The organism is Desulfatiglans sp. (assembly GCA_012513605.1).
Taxonomy (GTDB): Bacteria; Desulfobacterota; DSM-4660; order Desulfatiglandales; family HGW-15; genus JAAZBV01.
In genome coordinates this window covers 32,181-53,708 of record JAAZBV010000104.1, presented here as the reverse complement: position 1 = coordinate 53,708, position 21,528 = coordinate 32,181, and the positions used below count along the sequence as shown (strand labels likewise).

Here is a 21,528-nt window from a genome sequence, read left to right as displayed (position 1 = left end):
GAATGTATCACGGGTTTTGAATAATTACTTATGACCATAATTTTAATACTTATATTCCTTTCGGCGGCCTGGGTTCCATTTATGCCCTCTTTTATAAAAAGGTATAAAGGGGGGACACTGGCTTTGCTACCCCTTTGCGTGTTCATAATAACACTCATGAAGAGATCTGGCCTTACTTATACAGAAGCCGAGAGCATTACCTATAAGTGGATACCCCAGATCGGGCTCAATATAACCTGGACATATGACGGGCTCAGCTGCCTGTTTCTGTTGCTGGTCTCAGGCATCGGTGCATTAATCCTGATCTATGCCAATGATTACATGAAGCATTATCCTGACAAGGACAGGTTTTATACCTTTATCATGCTTTTTATGGGCTCAATGATGGGTCTTGTCCTGTCAGGAAACCTGCTGATCATGTTTCTTTTCTGGGAACTTACAAGCTTTACCTCCTTTTTCTTGATCAGCTTTAAGCACGAATACGAAAAGGCCAGGCAGGCGGTCCTGCAGTCATTGCTGATAACCGCAATGGGGGGGCTTGCCCTTTTCGGGGGGATTATTTTACTCGGCCAGATGGCCGGGAGCTTTGAGCTGAGCGATCTGATGAACAGGGCAGATGTCATTAAATCCCATAAACTCTATTTACCATCTCTGATACTTGTGCTGGCAGGCGCTGCAACCAAATCAGCTCAGTTCCCTTTTCATTTCTGGTTGCCCGGAGCCATGCAGGCGCCATCCCCGGTAAGCGCCTACCTTCATTCTGCCACAATGGTAAAGGCAGGTATATTTCTGCTGGCAAGGCTGAACCCTGTTCTGGGAGGCACACCCCAGTGGATGTTTCTAATAAGCCTGACAGGGGCATTGACCATGTTTATCGGCGCCTACCTTTCACTCACCCAGACAGACCTTAAGGCCATACTGGCATACACGACAGTAAGTTCCCTGGGCACCATGGTCCTGCTTTTCGGTATTGATACACAAGCATCCATAGAGGCAGCTGTTCTCTTTTTGATTATCCATGCCTTTTACAAGGCATCACTGTTTATGATTGCCGGGATGATAGATCATAAAACCGGCACAAGGGATATCAGGCTTCTGGGCAGGCTCTGGAGGCCTATGCCAAAGATCTTTGTAATATCCACACTCGCGCTGCTTTCAATGGCCGGATTGCCTCCCATGCTTGGCTTTATCGGAAAAGAGCTGATCTATGAAGCTAAAATCCAGACCCCGGATATTGCTGTTATATTGACCATCCTGGGTGTAGTGTCCAATGTTTTTATGGTCTGGGTATCAACCATGCTGGGTTATCGCACCTTTATAGAAAAGGATAAAGGGATGCCCGGACACCCTGATGAAAAGGGGCTGAAAATGGTTGCAGGGCCTGCTGCGCTTGTAATTGCCAGTCTTTTTTTCGGTCTCTATCCTTCAAGCATGTCCAGGCTTATTGAACCGGCTGTAAGCGTTATCCTGCGGGAACCTGTTAATGTAAATCTGTCTCTCTGGCATGGCTTTAATCAGGTTCTGTTTCTCAGCATCTTTACTGTCACTGCTGGTTTTATCCTGTTTCTATTCAGAAATCAGGTTTTACCGCTCCTGCATAAGGTCAACCAGGCCCTGTTCCATATCAGATTCTCTGACTATTTTAATCATCTGATTGCGGGTTTTGTAAAGATTTCAAAAAAGAAAACCGCGGTTATCCAGCATGGTTATCACCGGATATACCTGATGACCATCTTTATTGCCGCAGCCATACTCATATGGTTTATGGTATATATTGCCAGGGGATGGTATCAGGGCATTACCTATACCTGGCAGCCATACTATGTGACAGCGCTTACACTTCTGATAATGGCGGCGTCGCTCATTACTGCAATCGCCCGATCCCGACTGATGGCCATTCTCTCCATGGGTGTTGTCGGACTGGGTATTGCACTGATCTATCTTATATACAGCGCTGTTGACCTGGCTATTACACAGATACTTGTTGAAACCCTTACCCTGGTATTATTTGTGCTTGTTTTACAGAAGCTCCCCAGGTTTGCCAGGCTTTCTTCGATCAAATCGAAAATAAGGGATGCTCTTATTGCGGTTGCTGTCGGCAGCTTCATGACAATACTTGTGCTGCAGTCGTTACATGTGAACTATAACCACCCGATATCTGATTTTTATGTAATAAACAGCCTCTCGCGCGGATTTGGGAAAAATGTGGTGAATGTTATCCTTGTCGATTTCAGGGCGCTGGATACCCTGGGAGAAATAACTGTTTTGAGCATTGCAGCCCTTGGCGTATATTCATTAATCAAATTAAACAGAACTAAGAAATGAAAAATATCATATTACAGATCGCCCTGCCATATATCCGGTTTTTCCTGATTTTTTTCTCGATCATTACCCTTTTTCGAGGGCACAACTTTCCTGGCGGGGGTTTTATAGGCGGATTAATGTTCAGCGGCGCCTTTATTTTCCAGGCGCTTGCCTGGGATGTAGCTGATTCGCGCAAAACACTGAAGATCCGACCTGCACACATGATCGGAACCGGGCTTTTTACTGCCTTTATCAGCGCACTTTCCGGCATTGTATCAGGCCGGCCGATCCTTTCCGGGATATGGATTGATATCCCCTTGCTGAAAAGTTACTCTGTTAAATTGGGAACACCCCTCCTGTTTGATATTGGCGTTTACCTCACTGTCAGCGGGGTTGTCCTGTTTTTAATTTTTACCATTATGGAGGAGTGGCAATGGAAATAATGCTTGCGATCCTGGTTGGCGTACTATCAGCTGTGGGTGTTTATATGCTGCTCCGCAGGAGCTTTTTAAAGCTGGTGCTGGGTATCATATTTCTAAGTAATGCTGTTAACCTGACCATTTTTATAGCGGCAGGCCTGGTCAGGGGTAAACCGGCATTTGCTACACTTGAATCGGCAAATCCTGCTGAAATGGCCGATCCTATTCCACAGGCCCTGATTTTAACAGCAATAGTAATAGGTTTTGGAATAGCAGCCTTTACCCTGGCACTCAAATATAAGTATTTTTTTCTTACAGATACTGATGACCTGGACGAATTAAAAGAGACTGAAGAATGATTGCACTGCCGATTCTAATACCATTATTGACCTCAATACTTTTAATTTTTTCAGGCAATACCCGTTATCAGAAGGTGACCGGTGTAGCCGGGGCCATGGTTAATTTTATCATATCGATCCTGATAATCTTTACAGTTGCAGGCAGCAATATTCAGGTGCTGCAGGCAGGCAACTGGGAGGCGCCATTTGGAATCAGCCTTGTGGTGGATATGTTCAGCGCATTGATGCTGCTGACCTCAGCCTTTATCTCATTAGCCCTCTCCATCTATTCCACATATTATATTAACGATCAATTGATTTCATACCGCTATTTTTTATTTTTTCATACCCTGTTGATGGGGGTAAATGGCGCATTTATTACAGGCGACATCTTTAACCTGTATGTCTGGTTTGAAGTGATGCTGATGTCTTCCTTTGTATTGATCACCCTTGGGAGCAAGGCCAAACAACTTAAAGGGGGGATCAAATATCTTACCATGAACCTGGTGGCATCGCTCTTTTTCCTTGCAGGGACAGGCCTTTTGTACGGAAAGACCGGCACCCTGAATATGGCACACCTGGCTGCTATTCTCCAGAACGACAGCCAGGCATTCCTGATGGATACATCAACAATGCTCTTTTTCATAGCCTTTGGGACCAAGGCAGCCCTCTTCCCTTTCTTTTTCTGGCTTCCATCCTCATACCACACCCCGCCGGTTGCCATCACCGCTTTTTTTGCAGCCCTGCTTACCAAGGTGGGCGTTTATGCAATGATACGTGTTTTCACACTGTTTCTTGTCCAGAACCCTGCCTTCTGGCACACATTTTTTCTGGTAATAGCCGGCCTTACCATGGTTACAGGGGGTATGGCAGCCGCCTCCAATTATGAAATCAGAAAGATCCTCTCTTTCCATATTATAAGCCAGATCGGATATATAATATTCGGGCTTGGCCTCTTCACCCCCTTTGCACTGGCAGGGGCAATCTATTTCACTATGCACAACATGCTGGCTAAAACCAATGCCTTTCTGGTTTCAGGCCATATTCACAGGTTAACAGGGTCATTCAATCTGAAAGGTATCGGGGGCATATACAAGGCATATCCCCTGTTGGGAATTTTATTCATCATACCTGCATTTGCCCTTGCCGGAGTGCCTCCGCTCCCCGGTTTTTTCGGTAAATTTTTTCTGATAAAGGCAGGCTTTGAGGCTGAAAAGTGGTTTATCTCAGGGGTTGCCATTATTACAGGCATGCTCACCCTTTTTTCAATGATAAAAATCTGGAACGAGGCATTTTTTAAAAAGGCCCCTGATAATCATCTGCCCGGGCAGGTGACCGGAAGACTTAAGAGAGGTGAGCTGATACCCTCGATCTTGCTCGGCGCAGGGACTATTGCATTAGGTCTGGGGATCGGTTATTTTTTTGAGTTCTTTATGGAAGCGGGAAACCAGCTAATGGATTCATCGGGGTATATTAACGCCGTACTAAAGGGCTTTGGTTATGAAACTAATTAAAAAACCATTTCAATTGATAGGCCTTGCACTGTTTTTCCTGAAAAAACTGGTTGAGGCCAATCTATTTATTGCAAAAGATCTGCTTACACCCGGGCTACTGATTCATCCTGATTATATAAATGTCAGGTTGATGCTGAGCAGGGATTATCAGATACTGCTGCTTGCCAACCTGATTTCCATGACCCCTGGCAGCCTGGCGGTTGATGTAACCCCTGACCGCAAGGAGATACTGGTGCATTCAATGTATGCCAGTGATAAATTGAAAGTGATTCAGGAGATAGATGAGTTCCAGATAAAAATAAAGAGGCTTTTCCAATGACCGCATCTTTTTTTGATTTTATATTGTACATTGCGCTTGCAGTCCTGATGGTCGCCTTTTTTCTCACCATTATCAGGCTTGCAAAAGGGCCGCACCTCTATGACAGGGTTGTGGCGCTTGAGCTTATTACCTCGATCTCGGCAGGGATTATCCTTGTTTATTCAATGATAGCTGATAACCCGATATTTTTCGATGTGGCTGTAATCATATTCATGATTGCTTTTCTGGGCACTGTCGCCATATCTAAATATTTAACAAAGGTGGACTGAAATGGTGGAGATAACAGCAGCAATAATGATTATTGCCGGCACATTTTTTATACTGGTTGCTGCCATTGGTTTACTGAGGCTGCCTGACCTGATGACAAGGATTCATGCCGCTACAAAGGCCACATCGTTTGGCCTTTTACTGATACTTTCAGGGTTGGGCCTCTACTTTGCAACATGGCAGATCACAGTCAAAGCCATTCTGCTTGTTGCCTTTATTTACCTGACCGCCCCTCTTGCAGCCTCTGTAATTGCAAAATCTGCGATGGTTGAAAAAGATGACCGGTGAAACGGGGCTTAGAAAGCTGAAAGCCCCTATTACGATAGTTATAGCTTTTTTTCAAGCAGCTCCTTTACCACCTTTGGATTTACCTTACCCTTTGAAAGCTTCATAACCTGCCCCATAAGAAATCCTTTTGTTTTCACGTAAATACAAATAACGCAGGCTTTTCAACGTATATCCTGTAATTACTATTCTTTTTTAACCCGCTATCGGATGCATATGGCGGCTATCTTCTCTATCAATCTTAATTTCAATTGCATCACCCTTTATTTCTCCCTTAAAAATCATCCAGCCAACAAAAAATGAAAAATTGTTACCATCATTTTTACCGTTTTCAATTGCCGCATTATCGGATCCCAGGGCGGGAAGATGTACCCGCTTTTTCATCCTTGAAGACCCGTACAGCCCGCACGCGATATTTTGGGTGCTTTCCCGCATAGAGCTGAAGACCTGATGAGAAGTTATGCTGCCAGGCATGACGGCCGTTTGTGGTTTCTGAAGAACTCCAGTATTCACCTCCCCGAAGCCCTCCGATGTTATTTTGAACCAGATTTACATATATCAGGTTCAGTTCATCCTTTGACGGCAGAAACCAGTCGTCTTTATCACCGCCGCGGTAGTCTGCGCACAATCGCGCGGCAATCTTAGGTTCATCGCATTTCTCCAGCATGGCCTTTGTGTTCAGCATGCCTGTACCAATGGCAGTGTAACGTGCGCCCGGGGTCGCCTGTTTGCAGCCCCATCTGACAAGGCCCTTGTGACGCCAACTGTCGGGGGTCTGGTCTTCAGGAGCGGCCTCCATATATCTCCAGCCGTCCGAATCATTCCCCTTGTCATAGATAATCCATCCGCCTGCCGGCCCCCTTTCACCCACATAATAGGGTCCATGGTTTTTGGCAAAGATTGGGGGTTCCTGTGATATGACGGGATATGGGGCAACAGATACAAAAACAAGCACCAATAAAAATATAAACACCGGCATAAATATCTTTGATATCTTTTTCATAATTTACATTCTCCTGTTTAATAAAAAAGTCCTGAACAGATAATAGCCCCGAATAATGGAATTAATATTAACCCTAATCCAGAATCCTCGCCTTGGGGGGTGAAACCTCCTCTTTCTTCTCTTCCGGCATAATTCGGTCAGGCGCTTTTATAGAAAATTCTATGATTCTTCCATTCAGATCAGGATAAGGCTGATGAGAAACAGGTCTGGCATCGACTGTGGGAACCTTCGAAATGTCCATTTTTAACAGGTAGGCAAGCCTTTTCCGGTCGGAATAAAGGACGGACCAGTAATTGCGCGCCCTGTAATTGATTATAGAATTGACAACGGCCTTATAATCGTCCTTTACCAGCCCTCCCTGATTCAATATATGAGTATAGGCGCTGTCCAGGGACTGTGTCGCAGCCATGTAGAGCCCCTCAAGGGCCACTGCGTTTATCATAAGCCTGTCCCATGGAGCATCCTGGCGATATTTGCCTTCCAGGAAGCGGATTCTTCCTGCCGCCTGCATGGCAAGGTCCGCATGACCGGCAGCAGAAGCGAACAGGCCATAATCCCTCAATCTTTCAACCGCGTTCGTGATTGCCTGCTCCTTTATATTTTTCTCATCTTTCAAAATCTCTTCGTATAGGGCCAGCAGAATCTCACCAATATAACGCAGAGGCGCCTTTTCATCCGCGAGTTCTGCGTAAAAGCCGGTCTCATTAATGAGATCGGCGGAAGGGTATAAAGCTACGGCGCCTCTTATCCTTGCGGCCCCCGGTTCGTAAAACCCTATTTTAAGCTGTTCACGGCCTTCTTCAACCTCAGCCATGGCCTGAATCAGTTTGTCTGTTGCAGGTTTCATGACAATAATCCTGTCCTCGATGAAACATAACCAGCTTTCTGCGCTGGAAACATATACCCAACCCTTGGTGATACGGAAATCGAGATCGCCAAACCGCAAGGTCAGCACTTTATCATTGCGAAGAATATATTCCGCACCGGAAGAAGGTTCAATAAACCTGTTTCCAGGGCCGAATGTAACACTGCTCATAAACGGATAGGTATTTTCCTCCAATTGTCCTGAATTAATGTTAAATATTTTTGTCTGGCCCTCCTCATACTTTGTGTCGATTTCCGATAAAAGAAGCAAATCTCCCTCGAAATTAATTCCACAAATACTGTTTATTTTATCTTTGTCATATGACAGGACTATCCTGGATTCTACAAGTCTGTCATTATAAATGCTAACGCTACCACCTTCATCGTTCTTGTTATAATGCCCCACTATAAGGCTTCCATTATCAGAATAAAACATTCTCGATACAGAAACGCCTTCAGTTATGGCTTTTCTGGCAAGCTGTGTCCCCTGAGTCACAGAGTAGGCGCTCAGGTATGGAATGTATCTGTCTCCCTGAGATTCTTCCTCATAAAGTGCCAGGGTCCTGTTATCACGGCTGATGGCAATCTTGTGTACTATATTATCATACTTAATGGTTCTAATGATGCTGTTTTCATCCATATTTACAAGCACAACGGCGTCTATTTTATCATCTTTATAGGCCATTATTGTTCCATCCCATGACAGGGCCACAGGAAAAACATACTCGGACTTGTGAATGAATCTGTAGGGGTGTTTGACAAAGGTCTCCTTGCGGCTGTCATATTCCCATACACTCATGCCTGTAAAGCTTTCAGATTTGTCTTTTCCCGCCAGAGGAGTCACTACCCGATTTCCAGCACCGCTTGAAACCACAGTATCAAACGTGTAAGATTTAAGCAGTTCAAGAGAATGGTTCTTCAGGTGCTCTTCATATGTAACCGGTGTGTCATCGTCCAGTGCATCATAATTAAAGTGCTCTTTTATCTGCTCCTTTGCCCAGTTGTAATCCTGCCCGGCTGCAAGGCGAAACCATTTCAATGCTTCCTTGCTATTTTTCGCTACCCCCCGGCCGTTGAGATACATCCAGCCCATCATTGCCTGTCCGTTTGGATAGCCCTGACCGGCCCCCAGACTAAGCCACTTCAGGGCTGCTTTGTCATCCTGCTTAACACCCGTGCCGTTGACATAGAAAATTCCCAGGTTGGTCTGCCCTGCTGGATATCCCTGTTCCGCTGATTTTTGAATCCATTTAAGGGCTTCGGCATCATTTTTAGCCACACCCCGGCCGTTATAATACATGAGCCCCAGTTTGTTTTGTCCCTCTGCGTCCTTTTTATCGGCGGCCTTCTTGTACCACCTGACAGCCTCGGTTTCATCCTTTTTTACTCCCAGACCTTCTTCATACATGGTTCCCAGTTCAACCCACGCAGGGACATAGCGTTTCTTTGCGGCAAGGTTAAACCATTTTAATGCCTCGGTGTAATCCTTCTCAACGCCTTTGCCTTCCATGAACAATTTACCGAGATTGAACAACGATTCGGCCTTGCCCTTATCAGCAAAAGGTATAATAGAAATGCCCTTTTTAACGAGATTTAACAGCGATTCGACCTTGCCATTTTCAGCTTCCGCCTGATACCGGGCTATTGTCTCCTCATCAATCGTCTCTGCACCTGAATTGTCTGCAGCAGGGCAGTCAGGAGCAAATAACACAATAGAAAACAGAAACAGCCATGTTCCTGTGGCAAATAGCGAAATCCTGTAATTGTTTTTCATTATACCTCCCTGTTGATCACATAATCAGTAGAGTTAAAAAAGCCTTTTAAATATATAGCAAAGATTGCGCCAACCCTTGATTTTAATTTTCTGTACCATAATATAACCGCCGCAAAATGAAAAAGACTCATTGCTGCACAGAAGATTGTCTGTGTCAATCAAGCACTCTTCCCTTTTGTCGTGATTTATTATCCAATAGCCTGTTCACATTTTCAGGATGCTGATCCCGCACAGTATTAACCGATGCCGGATCAATCAATCTTCCGTCCAGGTCAGGAAATGGCTGAGGTACGATCGGCCTCATCCCGGGTCTGGGCAAAAGCGGTTCAGGGGCGTCATCCAGAATGTACATCAGTTTCTTCCGATCCTGAAACAGGGGAAAAAGAAAGTTCTCAGCCAGGGCTTCATCAATAAAATCTCCGGGATCGAGCTTTACCCCCAGCTCGACCAGGTACCGGTATGCGCTGTCCTGAGAATCCCGGGTTGCAATATTCAGAGCCTCCAGGATGAGAGCCTGTTCCTCGGCATGTTGTCTGGTTAAAGGATGCTCGGCTTCATGACCCAACTGGCGAATCCTCTGGACGGCCTGATCAACCAGACCGGGATGACCCGCTGCTGATGCAAGCAGGCCGTAGATGTAATAACCCGAAAAGTAATTCGGATTAGCCTGAATAAATTGGGCCAGAATGCCTCCCTGCCCTGCGAGGTTCAGGCCAAGATCAAGGGTCCCTCCTGATAACCATGTAATAAACTCAAACAGGTCAGGATCATGCCTTATGCCTTCTTTTATTTTCTCCACTCCCAGGTCGTCAAACCCGGCCTTTAAAAGCCGCTTTCCCTCTGATACCAGGCCGGCCGCCTGAAGGGACCGTTCCGAAATTGGCTGCTCACGCGATACCCTGTCATTATTAAAACCGAACCATGTGTCCGCATCCTTTACATATACCCTTACAGGATAATGGCCCGAGGAAAACGACCGTATTTCAGTCCCCTCCAGATCATACTCCCTGGCTTTAGCCGCGAGGGTATTTTGAGGACCGAATGAAAGGGCACCGACACACTCAAAGGCACCTACTTCGGTCCACTGCCCCGCGTAGTCTCTCATTTTAAAAGTACGGATTTGTGTTTCAGATACCCTGAGCGCAATATGGCTGCCATCCGGACTGACAGCAGCAAGACTTGTCTTGGGCCATTGTTCTACCTCTGAAAAGTTTTTTGTATCAAGGATGAGAGTTCCTGAAACCGCGAGATACCTATTCCGGGGATCAAAGATTGCGGGTGTATAGATTGCCCCCACCTTTTGCGGGGTTGCTATCCTTTTTCCCGATTCAACAGAGTGAATTTCAAAGTTATCCGATCGCTCCGCGCCTGTACCGCGATCAGGGGGCCTGATGACTGTTCCGGCGATCATTGCATTATCAGGGCTGAATGAAATGCTGTGCATATAAATGGGAAATCTTTGCACCCTCTTACCGTCACTGACACGAAGGATGTCTGTCCGGTGTTTGGCCAGATCAACCCCTTTTTCAGGGTCGAATTTTTTCGATGCCCTGAGAACCGCCACGTACTGACCATCAGGCGAGAGGTACACTGCAAGATCCAACTCATTGAAAGGCAGTGTCCCGTTTATTACATAGGTATTAAGGTTCAGGTCAAAATCCCAAAGAATAAAGTGATCTTCTATTATGTAATTCACTGTACGCGTGCATTTCGTCAACATGCGACTGCCGTCCCTGCTGAATGAGTGACTGATTCCCTCATACTGTTTAAGGTACTCCCCGGTTACATATTCCTCGTAAGTTGCCGTTTTAGCAGATTTTTTCGCGGCTTCCGCTTTCAGGATTCCATCTATGGGAAAAATTACAGTAAGAATAACAACTAAAATTGTACTCATTTTAATGACCATATTGTTTTTCATTATACCTCCTTTGTTTACACTTTTGCAGTTATTGCGGTGTTTTTCCAATTCGTCAGTGTGTACTGTTCCTGTCAGGAGACTCTTTACCGTCTGCCGGAGAAATAAGCTTATCATATTCTATTGTCTTATCTGTATCGGTTTTCTCATCACTTTTCTTGAAAAAGGCCCCGGTCATGCCGTAGCGGATTCTTTCGGGGAAAGCAATCATCTGCTTCTCTGCCTCTTCATCAAGGGTGACCATGCCGGTTATATATCCGCCGTCAGCGGCTATAGTGACAAACACCGTGGAACCCTTAACCGGATAGTGATATATAGTGCCGCCAGCTCCGGGTTTCTGCCAGAAATGGTCAACGGAATAGCAGACGCCGCTGAAGGTTGAGGGGACATCGGAACTGAAGGCGTGTTTCAGCTCAAACTCCACTCGTTTATGATTGTTTTGTCTTGTCCTTTTAATGACTTTCACTGAGTTTATGACAGCTATGGCCTTGATCTTTGAATTTTCCGCCATTTCGCGGTAATGATCCGCAGGCATTACTGCTTTAGAGAAATGAAAAGGGGCGATAATAAAGAATATGGTTGTAAGTGTTATAAACTTGAAACTCTTTTTTAATGCAGATCCATTCATACGGCTACCGCCTTCTGTTTCTCACTTCTTTCCTGGTGTAAGCTTCCATCTGGGTTTGTGAAATAAGGCTGTTTGTATACATGTGACGTATAAGCTTTTCCAGAATGGGATTGTGGTCCGCGCCCATAAACTGGTTATAAAGCGTTTCTGCCAACTGCTTTGTTGTTTTTTCTGTGTAGTCAGTCAGTTCAGGTTTAGACATCCGGCCGAGTTTTTGATAGTCTTCGGAATTCATAGCCAGAAATTCCTGTCTTATATTCTGGAAAACCTGTGGATGTTGGGCTGATATATCATGAGGAATAATATATGATAAAATTTCATCCGCAATCTTTGTCCAGCGTTCTCTGCCTGTCTCTCTGCTTGCTGCCCGGACGGATGTGATAATTCTATTGCCGATTGATATGGAAATCCCGCTGAGTTTCCCCTTGTAAATAACCGTATCCGGCATTCGATATTTATTGTTTTCAATTTGTCTTCGATCTAACCTGATATATTCATAATTGTCATATCTTTCAAAATAATATTCTATGTCAGGATTTGTGAGCGCCTTTTCAAGATCCTGAGCAGCCTCACGGCGCATATAAAAATTATGACCGGAGATACTGACCTCAACCAGACCAAGACGGCCGTTATCAGGCGCCGGATTCCAGGAGCACTCACAATTCTCATAACCGTTTTCATTTGTAATGTCTGGCAGGCTGTCCTGGCCCCAAAAATTGGCATCCCAATCTCCGTCAAGATTGATTTTCTCTTCATCATCATAGGGCGGCCACAGATAGATAAAATACTCGGTGCAGGCTATACAGGCTGCCGGTAATTTTTTACTATCCGATGTTACCATATCGTGCTTCTTTACCCGGACAGTGGATTGAACGGGAGTGACATCCGCTGATACCTGCCCGGCAGGAGAGGCAGTCTGAATTGCCTTATCTGAGGGCTCAATTAACACTCCTGAATGTGCTGTCGCCTTCCTTCCTTCAACATCTGTTACAGTCACTGTGATATTGCCGAGTTCTGACGCCCCGGTGGCAATGCCGCCTATCGTTCCCTCCAGTGATCCGGGGACATGTCCAAGGCTGAATCCTTTCCCTGTGGCGTTAATATCAACGGTAAAAGGTTCTTTGAAATTTTGTGGAACAGATATGGAAAACGGCCTGTTCTCGCCTGATTTAACACTATTAGGTATATTTAATACAAGGCCGTATTGTTCTTTTTTAAAGGGTATCTCTGCCGAATGCTGTCTGCCGTCGGAAGTGGTTATCCTTGCCTCGGCAATAATCTCTGTTTCAGCAGGCATAATATTCGCGGGGATTCTCAAACCCACACGAAAAGGGGCGGTCTCTCCGGGCCTCGGTCTTTCCACTGAAACAGTATCTATTATGTTGCCGGTATTTTTTTCTATGGCCGAAAGGGCGATGGTTGCACTGTCAACGCCCTTGCCGAGGCTGTAATAGGCATAGAGGAGCGGATCTTTATCAGGCGAAATAATCGGGCTGTGTTCCTGTCTTTCCGGATCATCTGTCACCAGAATCCGGTCTATCCTTATGGTTTGAGTTACCCTGAACAAATACCGGGCGCTGGTCTGTTGATCGGGATTATCAGAATAGCTGTGGAACAGGCCGACCGCATATTCACCATCTTCCATCTCTTCAAGCTGAATGCGAAAACGAAAATTGCGGATCGTATCCGCCTCATATAAGCGCTCCTGCCTGGTCAGCCCCGGAATCTGGGAGCCTGAGGCATCATAGATCTGCCAGATAAGGGAGGATGATGCCGGCTCACATGCAGGAAACTGTATATCCGCCTGAAATGCTATGATATCGCCATTCTGCACAGGACCTGATAAAGGCGGTCCGTCATAGTCTTCAAGGGATGCCCTGATCTCAAACGGCTCGACCGGGTATCGTGGCTTCTGTTCTTTTAAGGACATGAGACTAAGCTTTATCGCTTCTATGCGGGCCTGAATGGAATACAGATCCGGAGTAATACCGCGAACATCCTCAAACGAGGGAGAACTCTCCCTGAATTGTTCCAGCCTTTCTTCCAGTTTAACAAGCTCTTCCTCATTCTGAATAATCATACCTTCAACAGCAGCAATGTCGATTTCCGGATTTGATGCAGATGAGTTATCTTTGTCATACCGATACACTGCTGATTCCGATTCAGCGCCAGCAGGCAGGCATACGGGACTGATAAGGCAAAAACACAGAATTAACAGGAGTCTCTTATTCATTACAAGCCCCCCGTGCCCAGTTTGTGAAGCGCCTCATAGAACTCGGCAATCCTTCCGGTCATAAGTTCCAGTGCCTCATCCGGAGGAAGCCCCCCTGTCATAACCTCCAGTCTGGCCTTTACTTCAACAGGAGAAAGTTGACCTTTTTCCACCTGCCTCATAAGATTCAGTGTTTCCTCCATAAAGGGCGAAAGCTTTGCATTTTTAAGAGACACATTGGCGCTGATGAGGTTGTCATATTGTTTTACAATCTGACGCATCCCCTCTGCCTCATTAATCATCCCTGCTGCGGTATCACCTTTCTGATATGCCTTTGCCGCCCTGTCAAACCTTTCATTGCCCTTGTATCGAAAGGTGTCGCTGATCCCTTCTGCAACCACGCCTCCGGGTTCGGCCTGGTGTTTCAGGGAGAGAAAATCGGTTATCTCCATGTCAGGCTTATCTATTACCCTGTCAATTTTGATGTCATTGCCTTTGACAACCTCAACAAGCTTATGTTTTCCGGTATGGCGGACAGAATATGCCTCGGTCTGCATTCCATCCACAACCGAATGATCCATTCCGGTCAGCCAGTCGCCCAGTTCCGAAGAATCGGGCGCAGCCTTTCCCGGATTAAGATGCTCATACAGGCTTTTTGCATATCTTTCTCTAACAAGCTCCACAGGCATTTCAATAGAGCCGTTTCCATCTTTGAGCTTAATAAGATAGGTGACATCGCGGTCACTGCCGATGGTCCCGCGTTCAGGAATTTTATTGGATGCACTGTAGACCTCAATATCCCATTTTGAAGGATCGTTTATATCCAGAAGCTGATCCGCTGTTTTCCCTGAACCTGCCGCCTTCTGTTGAATATTTTTCCTGATGCGCTCCATCCCTGTACTCATATCACCGGTTAATCCTTCCCCGCTGCCTTTAAGAGCCCTGGACAGATCATCTTTGATCGATGAAATTGCTTTCTGATCCACTGCACCGATGATTTTTTTGTCTCCGAACAGACGGGCTTCAAAATCAAAGATAGTGTTTCTCAGGATTTCATCTTTGCTGTTCTTCAGGGTCAGCACGGATCTGGGGTTGGAGCGTACCTTCTGGTACAGGGCGAGAAAATCAGGGTCTTTGAGCAGTGAATCGATATCGCCTGTACGGCCTATCTTTTCAGCCAGGTCTTTAATCGACTCTGCCGCTGCTTTATTGACATCATCCCATATCTTTCCGGTCTGTTTTATCATTTGCGGCGTGGTGAAGGCTGATTCTGTTATCTTGGGTTTAAGTGATGTCCCCAGCAGGTCATCCAGCTTTCTGCCGAGAGCGGTTATATTTTCCGTGCTACTGCCTAGGGCCCTGGCTAATTTTTCAGGACTGTTGCGCGCCCCTTCAACGAATTGGCCCATCCAGTTCCGGGCTGCGGGGGAGCTTTTTATAACCAGGCTTAACGGCCCAAGAGCGCTCATGCCCGCGGTTACGGCCCAGGAAAGCCCCTCAAGCTGTTCTCCGCTTATGGGGTTTTCGCCTGTTGCAACTGAAATCCAGTCTATCGCGTCACCCAGAAGAGGAACTCCCGACATAAGATCCGCTGCAAGCTGGTGCGATGCGGCTATATCTTCTGCCTGGGCTGCAAGGGCATCAGAATCGCCGGACTGTATGCTTCGTATGGCCTCTGAATATGACCTTAAATATAGCACGCCTTTAGCCGGGTCATCCTCCAGCAGACAGTTTATGTATGTCTCGACCAGCCTCCGGTACATGATGGATTTGTATTCCTGCACCCTGGCCCTGGCATGAGCTGCCTTTTCTTCCTCTGTGATACCTGTCTCAATAAGGCCGGATATCTTCTGCGTCACTGTAAGATCCGCCTCCACATCGTCAAGCCCCACGGCTTTGAAATCCGCCCTCTTGATAATATCGCCGGCAATCTCAAATAAGGAGTTGATTGCTGAAATATCCTTTCCGGATGCGGCCGCAATGCTGCGGGCATCATGAATGCGCTGATTCAGTTCGGTTTCGGAAAGCAGGGATGAACCCATCATCTCCAGTCTTAATTTTTCCCTGCGCCTGATTATGGCAAGTCTGAGTTCCTCCTCAAGCATCTTCTCAAGCCGAATGGTCTTTTCGGTCTGCTCCTCCAGGCGGTTTTCTATATCGTTGATCTGCCTGGCCTGATCAGTAGTTTTGCCTGTTTCGCTGCTCGTGGCTGGTAATGCTATAACTGAATTAAAAAAAATAATCAGCAGCAACTGAAGATAATGTTTTTCTATGAAGGTTTTCATTATTTTTCTTTATATCTCCTTTGTTTGCACTTTTGCAGTCATTGCAGTATTTTTCCAACTCGTCAGCGTGTGCTGTTCCTGTCAGGAGACTCTTTACCGTCTGCCGGAGAAATAAGCTTATCATATTCTATTATCTTATCTGTATTATCGGTTTTTCATCACTTTTCTTGAAAAAAAAATACAGTCATGCCGTAGAGGATTATTTCTGGCGAAGCAATTATCTGCTTCTCTGTCTCTTCATCAAGGTTGACCATGCAGGTTATATCTCCGCCAAGATCATAAAGCAGAATAGGGGGTTGGACAGGCGTTACACCATCGAATATAAAAAGATTGTTTAAGCGGAATGCCGTATCCTTTTACAGGTAACCGCCTGTAAACCCGGTTGGCATTGCTGCAAAAATGTTCCACAGCATCCCTTCATTAAGAAAACCTTTATGCTGGATCAGGGTGTTATTATAAAACCTGATAACTTTACATCTTTTTCATAACCTTTTTTCAAGCAGTTCCTTTACCACCTTTGGATTGGCCTTACCCTTTGAAAGCTTCATAACCTGCCCAACAAGAAACCCCTTTGCCTTTTCCAAACCTGACCTCACATCCTGAACAGCAGCGGGCTCTTCAGATAACACCTGATCAATAAGGGATTCAAGTGCGGCCTCATCTGAGACCTGCACAAAACCGCGGCTTTTAACAATCTCTTCAGGTGATTCATTGCCATCAAACATATAGATAACCACCTCACGCGCAGCATTTGCGTTTATCTCATCCCGGCCAAGCATCTTGAGGAGTGCGCCGAACCTTTCCGGGGTTACATTTGAATTGTCCAGCTCCTGGCCCCTTTCCCTGACTGCCGGAATAAGCTGTGTAATGAGCCAGTGCATAGCGGTTCTGGGCTGAATGGCCTGTTTTGTCAGCTCCTCAAAATACCTTGCAGTGGCAGGGTCTGAACTCAGATAAACGGCCTCATCACCAGTGAGTCCATACTGTTTTACAAATCTTTCGGCCCTTTCTGAGGGCATCTCAGGGAGTCGCGATCGCATCTCATCTATCCATTCACTGGATAATTCTATTACCGGCACAACAGGATCAGGCACACAGGGGCCTTCAAACTTGGCGCGCATAGGGGATGTGATCTTTTTGTCAGGGTCCCATAACCTTGTGTGAAGAGTAACCGCCTCGCCAGCCATTACACTTTCGGTCTGTCGTTTTATCTCATAGGCAATGGCATCACCCACATGCTTAATGGAGTTCATGTTCTTTACCTCCACCTTGGTGTTCAACTCCGTGGTGCCCTTTGGTCTTATTGATATATTGGCATCAGCCCGCATGGTCCCGTTTTCCATGCTGCACTCGGATGAACCCACATAACGGACCTGTGTGCGAAGCGCCTTTAAAAATTCCATTGCCTCAAATGGGGTTCGAAAATCGGGTTCTGTTACGATCTCCACAAGGGGTGCGCCTGCCCGGTTGAAGTCAACAAGGCTTATGGGTGTGCGGCCCTCCATCTCATGGACAAGCTTGGCAACATCCTCCTCCATATGGATATGGTGGATGCGCAGCCTTCTGGTAACGCCCTCCTCATTTGTGATCTCAATGCCCCCGCCCCGGGAAAGGGGAAGATGCGCCTGTGAAAGCTGATAACCCTTTGGCAGGTCAGGGTAATAATATACCTTCTGGTCAAATGCGCTGACGGGCTGTAGTTCTGCGCCAAACCCCAGGCACAAAAGAGCGGCCTTTTTAAGTGCCTCCTCACTTAAACGCGGGACAGCGCCCGGGAACCACAGGCAGGTCGGGCATGTATTTGCATTGGGCTCATCTCCGGGATTATTGGGGCAGTCACAAAAGAGCTTGGTGGCGCAATTGAGTTCTACATGTATTTCCAATCCTATAACCGCTTCAAATTCCATGATCATTTACCTCCATCACGCCTGTTCAGAATATATTCACCCAGTGTGAGCACACCCGCATCACTGTTTCTCGGTCCTGCAAGTTGGACCCCTGGTAGCCCCGCTCCTGAAGCTACCGGGAGACAGAGTACAGGCTGACCGGTCACATTGGCAAAAAGGGTAAATGAAAACCTTTTGTATATGGATGAAAGCCCCTCTGTTTCTTCTGTCCCAGTGGGGTTGAGTGCAGGAAAGACAAGAAAATCGGCGTGAGAATAGATGTTGTCCATCTCCTTGAGCAGCCTGGCCCTTATACGGCAGGCATCTTCAAATGACCTGTACTGTTCAAACTGAAAATAGGCCCCCTGTATCAGGAAACATTTTAACAGGCTTCCGAATGCTGCACCGCGGGATTTAATATACATCTCGTTCCAGTTTTTTGCACCGGGTGCTCGCTCACCATATCTGACCGAATCATATCGACCCGCGCAGGAAGAGGCCTCCACAGACCCTGCTATACTGTGCACCAGGGAAAAGAGATGAAAATCGGGAAGCGAAAACTCCCTGATAATGAATCCCGAATCTTTCAGACTGTTTATTGACGCCTGAAACAGCCCCCTCTCTTTTTCAGGCAGCATGTTCACCGCCTCAGTTATAAGACCAATGGTTGTCTTTGCAGGGAGAATCTCTCTCTTTCTGAAGTCAGGTCTATCAGTATCGGGCATGGAAAAGTCCAGGCCATCTTGACCAGCTATAACAGCAAGTATATTCCTTATGTTTTGGATATTTTTTGATGTCACCCCGCAGCTCTCCATGGAGGGGATCAGATTGGTAAGACCAAGGCGTGATATGAGACCATATGAGGGTTTGTACCCTGGAACACCCCTCTCTGCTGCCGCAACCCTTGCCTCACCTGTCATATCAAGAAGCAGTTCAGCGTCAGCAACCCCCTGTTTCACCGCTTCACCAGCATGACTTTCATTTAAACCAAAACCAAATTCACTCATGCGGGTTGAGCCGCCTATATATGCCCCTGCATCTTTAACCCTTTTAATGACTGTTGAATCTTCAAGTGCAGTATATCCTGACAATGCCCTTGACCCTGCATCAGATGGCCACCCCTTTACCGCTATATTCGGCTGGATCGCTATGTTCAAACCCTTTAAAGGGCCATCATCTATGGCCGGTAGATCGGGGTTGCGAAAAAAATAATCAAATTCCATTAATATCTCTCCTGTTATTCAAGGATGGGCGCCACTTTAAAATAATCGCCCTTTACTGAAGGGGCGTTAGCGAGAAGCCTGCCTGCCTGCGATAGATCTGATCGTTCTGCCTTTACCCCCGGCCTCATTCGATTGGAGACAGGCACAACCGTGTATACGGGCTCAAGGTCCCCTGCATTCTTTGTGGCTGCTGCAGCAAGATCTCTGGCCTGCGAAAGAACAGCCTGAAGCATTGGCCTCTCCTCCTCTTTTATATTGATACGTGATACCCACGAGACCCTGTCAAGGAGGTTATCCTGTTTTTCTGCACCGGGCAGCCTCTCCTTTGTCTCCAGATTGAGCAGGCCAAGATCAGCAAGCTGTGCCCTTTTTACTATTGAAGGTGCGCCTGTAAGCGGGCATGCTGCGCTACGGTTTTTAGGGAAGGCAATGACCTCGCGAATAGACTGGGTTCTAAGGATCATTGAGACTGCCCTGTCCATGCCCAGGGCCAGTCCTCCATGAGGGGGCGCCCCAAAATCAAAGGCGCGCAGGAAAAACCCGAACTTCTGGGCAGTATCCTCTTCTGTAAGGCCCAGGGCCTTGAATATCTTTCGTTGGAGGTTGCGGTCATTTATACGGATACTTCCTCCTCCCAATTCCTCCCCGTTTACCACAAGGTCATAGGCCCTGGAATGCAGGGTAAGGAGGTCATCGATATTTTCAGGATCAAAATCCACACGGTCGGGCGCTGTAAAGGGGTGGTGGCTGGAGGTCACACCCCCATCCTCTGTTGCCTCAAACAGGGGAAAATTCGTGACCCATACAGGGTAAAAAATATCCTCAGGGATCAGGCCCAGACGCTCTGCCAGGTGAAGTCGCAATTGCCCGAGGGCTGATACTACCACGCTGTATGAGGGGTCTGCTACCATGATAAGGACATCGCCATCCTTCACATCAAACCTCTCCTTGAGCCCATCAAGCTCTTTATCGCTGAAGAACTGTACAATATTGGATTCCAGTTTTCCACCCTCGGCGCGCATCCAGGTCATGCCCTTGGCCCCGAATGACGGGGCAATCTCTTTTGCATATTCATTCTGAAGCACATTCTTGCTGAGTTTATCTGACTGACCCTTTATGTTGAGCCCCTTTATACAGCCCCCGCGCTGCATTATCTGGCGGAAGATGGTATAGCTTGTATCCTGAAACAGGTCTGTTACATCAACAAACCTGAGCCCGAAACGCAGATCAGGCTTGTCAGAACCGGTTGTCTCCATTGCCTCCTTATGTGTTATGCGGGGAAACGGCCTGGAAAGGGTAATACCGCCCTCGGCAAAGATCCTGACAGTGAGCTCCTCGACCAGTTCATATATGTACTCCTCGTCAATAAAGGATGCCTCCATATCAAGCTGGGTAAATTCAGGCTGCCTGTTGGGCCGCAGGTCTTCATCACGGAAGCAACGCGCCAACTGGTAATAGCGCTCCATGCCGCCTATCATCAAAAGCTGTTTAAAAAGCTGCGGTGACTGGGGCAGGGCATAGAAGTTACCCTGGTGAACCCGGCTGGGCACCAGATAATCCCTGGCCCCTTCAGGGGTGCTCATGGTAAGCACGGGTGTCTCTATCTCCAGAAAACCCCGTGAATCCAGGAAATCACGGACGCACTTGAATATGCGGTGCCGGGCAATGAGGTTATCTCTTACTGAAGCGCGCCTGATGTCCAGGTACCTGTACTGAAGACGCAGCTCCTCATTTACCTTTTCAGCGCCCAAAGACTGGGCGCCGGAGACCATTGCCTTTTCAGAAACAGTGAAGGGAAGTGCCTCCGATTCTGAAAGGAGTGTGAGGTCATTAACCATAAGTTCAATGGTGCCTGTCTCTATATTGGGGTTTTCTGTTCCTGCCTCCCTCTTCCTGACTATGCCCTGCACAGCGATACAGTATTCGGCGCGAAGGGCGGCAGCCTGTTCACAGACCCCCGGAGATGCTGTTTCAGGGTTGAAAACAATCTGCATAATGCCGCTCCGGTCGCGCAGATGAATAAAAAGCAGCCCCCCGTGATCCCTGAAGGCATCCACCCAACCGGCCAGGAGTATTGTCCTGCCCTCATCACCGGGTGTTATATGGCCGCAAAAGTGACGATCTTTAAAATGCATGCTATTAGGTCCTTTCTACTGGTAATGACATAAACAAACAGGAATGCAATAATCCAATTTTTTGGGGGATGCTATCAGAACAGATTCAATATTTCAAGGAGTTATAGCCCTCACTTTATCTATATAAATTGTAACCTTTATAAACCCTGCTGCCTGG

Annotated in this window: 17 protein-coding genes; 7 read left to right on the top strand and 10 right to left on the bottom strand. The window is 46.8% G+C overall.

The window, feature by feature from the left end; translation table 11 throughout:
* Positions 1-30: 30 nt before the first annotated feature.
* The 7 genes from GX654_14500 to GX654_14470 are packed head-to-tail and all read left to right on the top strand — an operon-like array spanning position 31 to position 5,449.
* Complete coding sequence (locus tag GX654_14500; protein ID NLD38074.1) at positions 31-2,325, top strand: DUF4040 domain-containing protein; 2,295 nt, start codon at positions 31-33, stop codon at positions 2,323-2,325.
* On the top strand, positions 2,322-2,747 hold the full coding sequence (locus GX654_14495; GenBank protein NLD38073.1) for a Na(+)/H(+) antiporter subunit B: 426 nt from the start codon (positions 2,322-2,324) through the stop codon (positions 2,745-2,747). Before GX654_14500 ends, GX654_14495 begins: the two co-directional genes overlap by 4 nt.
* A complete protein-coding gene (locus tag GX654_14490; GenBank protein ID NLD38072.1) occupies positions 2,738-3,082 on the top strand; it encodes a cation:proton antiporter in 345 nt (114 codons plus the stop codon). The genes GX654_14495 and GX654_14490 overlap by 10 nt, the downstream gene beginning before the upstream one ends.
* Positions 3,079-4,575: a Na+/H+ antiporter subunit D gene (locus tag GX654_14485; protein NLD38071.1), complete on the top strand. Its 1,497-nt coding sequence runs from the start codon at positions 3,079-3,081 to the stop codon at positions 4,573-4,575. The genes GX654_14490 and GX654_14485 overlap by 4 nt, the downstream gene beginning before the upstream one ends.
* Entirely contained in the window at positions 4,562-4,894 is a 333-nt protein-coding gene (locus tag GX654_14480) for a Na+/H+ antiporter subunit E (protein ID NLD38070.1), read from the top strand. Before GX654_14485 ends, GX654_14480 begins: the two co-directional genes overlap by 14 nt.
* Entirely contained in the window at positions 4,891-5,163 is a 273-nt protein-coding gene (locus GX654_14475; protein ID NLD38069.1) for a cation:proton antiporter, read from the top strand. Before GX654_14480 ends, GX654_14475 begins: the two co-directional genes overlap by 4 nt.
* A gap of 1 nt (position 5,164) precedes the next feature.
* Positions 5,165-5,449, top strand: a complete 285-nt coding sequence (locus GX654_14470; GenBank protein ID NLD38068.1) for a monovalent cation/H(+) antiporter subunit G — start codon at positions 5,165-5,167, stop codon at positions 5,447-5,449.
* A 38-nt stretch (positions 5,450-5,487) separates the two neighbouring features.
* Here the strand turns inward: GX654_14470 and GX654_14465 are convergent, their stop codons facing one another.
* The 10 genes from GX654_14465 to aspS all read right to left on the bottom strand — a co-directional run bounded on the left by GX654_14465 (position 5,488) and on the right by aspS (position 21,371).
* Positions 5,488-5,565 (bottom strand): hypothetical protein, encoded by a 78-nt coding sequence (locus GX654_14465; protein NLD38067.1) that lies wholly within the window; start codon positions 5,563-5,565, stop codon positions 5,488-5,490.
* A 224-nt stretch (positions 5,566-5,789) separates the two neighbouring features.
* Positions 5,790-6,449: a DUF1566 domain-containing protein gene (locus GX654_14460; protein NLD38066.1), complete on the bottom strand. Its 660-nt coding sequence runs from the start codon at positions 6,447-6,449 to the stop codon at positions 5,790-5,792.
* A gap of 73 nt (positions 6,450-6,522) precedes the next feature.
* Positions 6,523-9,087: a sel1 repeat family protein gene (locus GX654_14455; protein ID NLD38065.1), complete on the bottom strand. Its 2,565-nt coding sequence runs from the start codon at positions 9,085-9,087 to the stop codon at positions 6,523-6,525.
* Positions 9,088-9,241: 154 nt separating this feature from the next.
* Positions 9,242-11,005: a hypothetical protein gene (locus tag GX654_14450; GenBank protein ID NLD38064.1), complete on the bottom strand. Its 1,764-nt coding sequence runs from the start codon at positions 11,003-11,005 to the stop codon at positions 9,242-9,244.
* 52 nt (positions 11,006-11,057) lie between these two features.
* On the bottom strand, positions 11,058-11,630 hold the full coding sequence (locus GX654_14445) for a hypothetical protein (protein NLD38063.1): 573 nt from the start codon (positions 11,628-11,630) through the stop codon (positions 11,058-11,060).
* Positions 11,631-11,634: 4 nt separating this feature from the next.
* Positions 11,635-13,863, bottom strand: a complete 2,229-nt coding sequence (locus GX654_14440; protein ID NLD38062.1) for a hypothetical protein — start codon at positions 13,861-13,863, stop codon at positions 11,635-11,637.
* Positions 13,863-16,127, bottom strand: a complete 2,265-nt coding sequence (locus GX654_14435; GenBank protein NLD38061.1) for a hypothetical protein — start codon at positions 16,125-16,127, stop codon at positions 13,863-13,865. Before GX654_14435 ends, GX654_14440 begins: the two co-directional genes overlap by 1 nt.
* A 482-nt stretch (positions 16,128-16,609) precedes the next feature.
* Positions 16,610-18,034, bottom strand: a complete 1,425-nt coding sequence (gene gatB, locus GX654_14430; protein ID NLD38060.1) for an Asp-tRNA(Asn)/Glu-tRNA(Gln) amidotransferase subunit GatB — start codon at positions 18,032-18,034, stop codon at positions 16,610-16,612.
* A gap of 2 nt (positions 18,035-18,036) precedes the next feature.
* Positions 18,037-19,236 (bottom strand): hypothetical protein, encoded by a 1,200-nt coding sequence (locus GX654_14425; GenBank protein ID NLD38059.1) that lies wholly within the window; start codon positions 19,234-19,236, stop codon positions 18,037-18,039.
* 14 nt (positions 19,237-19,250) lie between these two features.
* A complete protein-coding gene (aspS, locus tag GX654_14420; GenBank protein ID NLD38058.1) occupies positions 19,251-21,371 on the bottom strand; it encodes an aspartate--tRNA ligase in 2,121 nt (706 codons plus the stop codon).
* Positions 21,372-21,528: the final 157 nt, after the last annotated feature.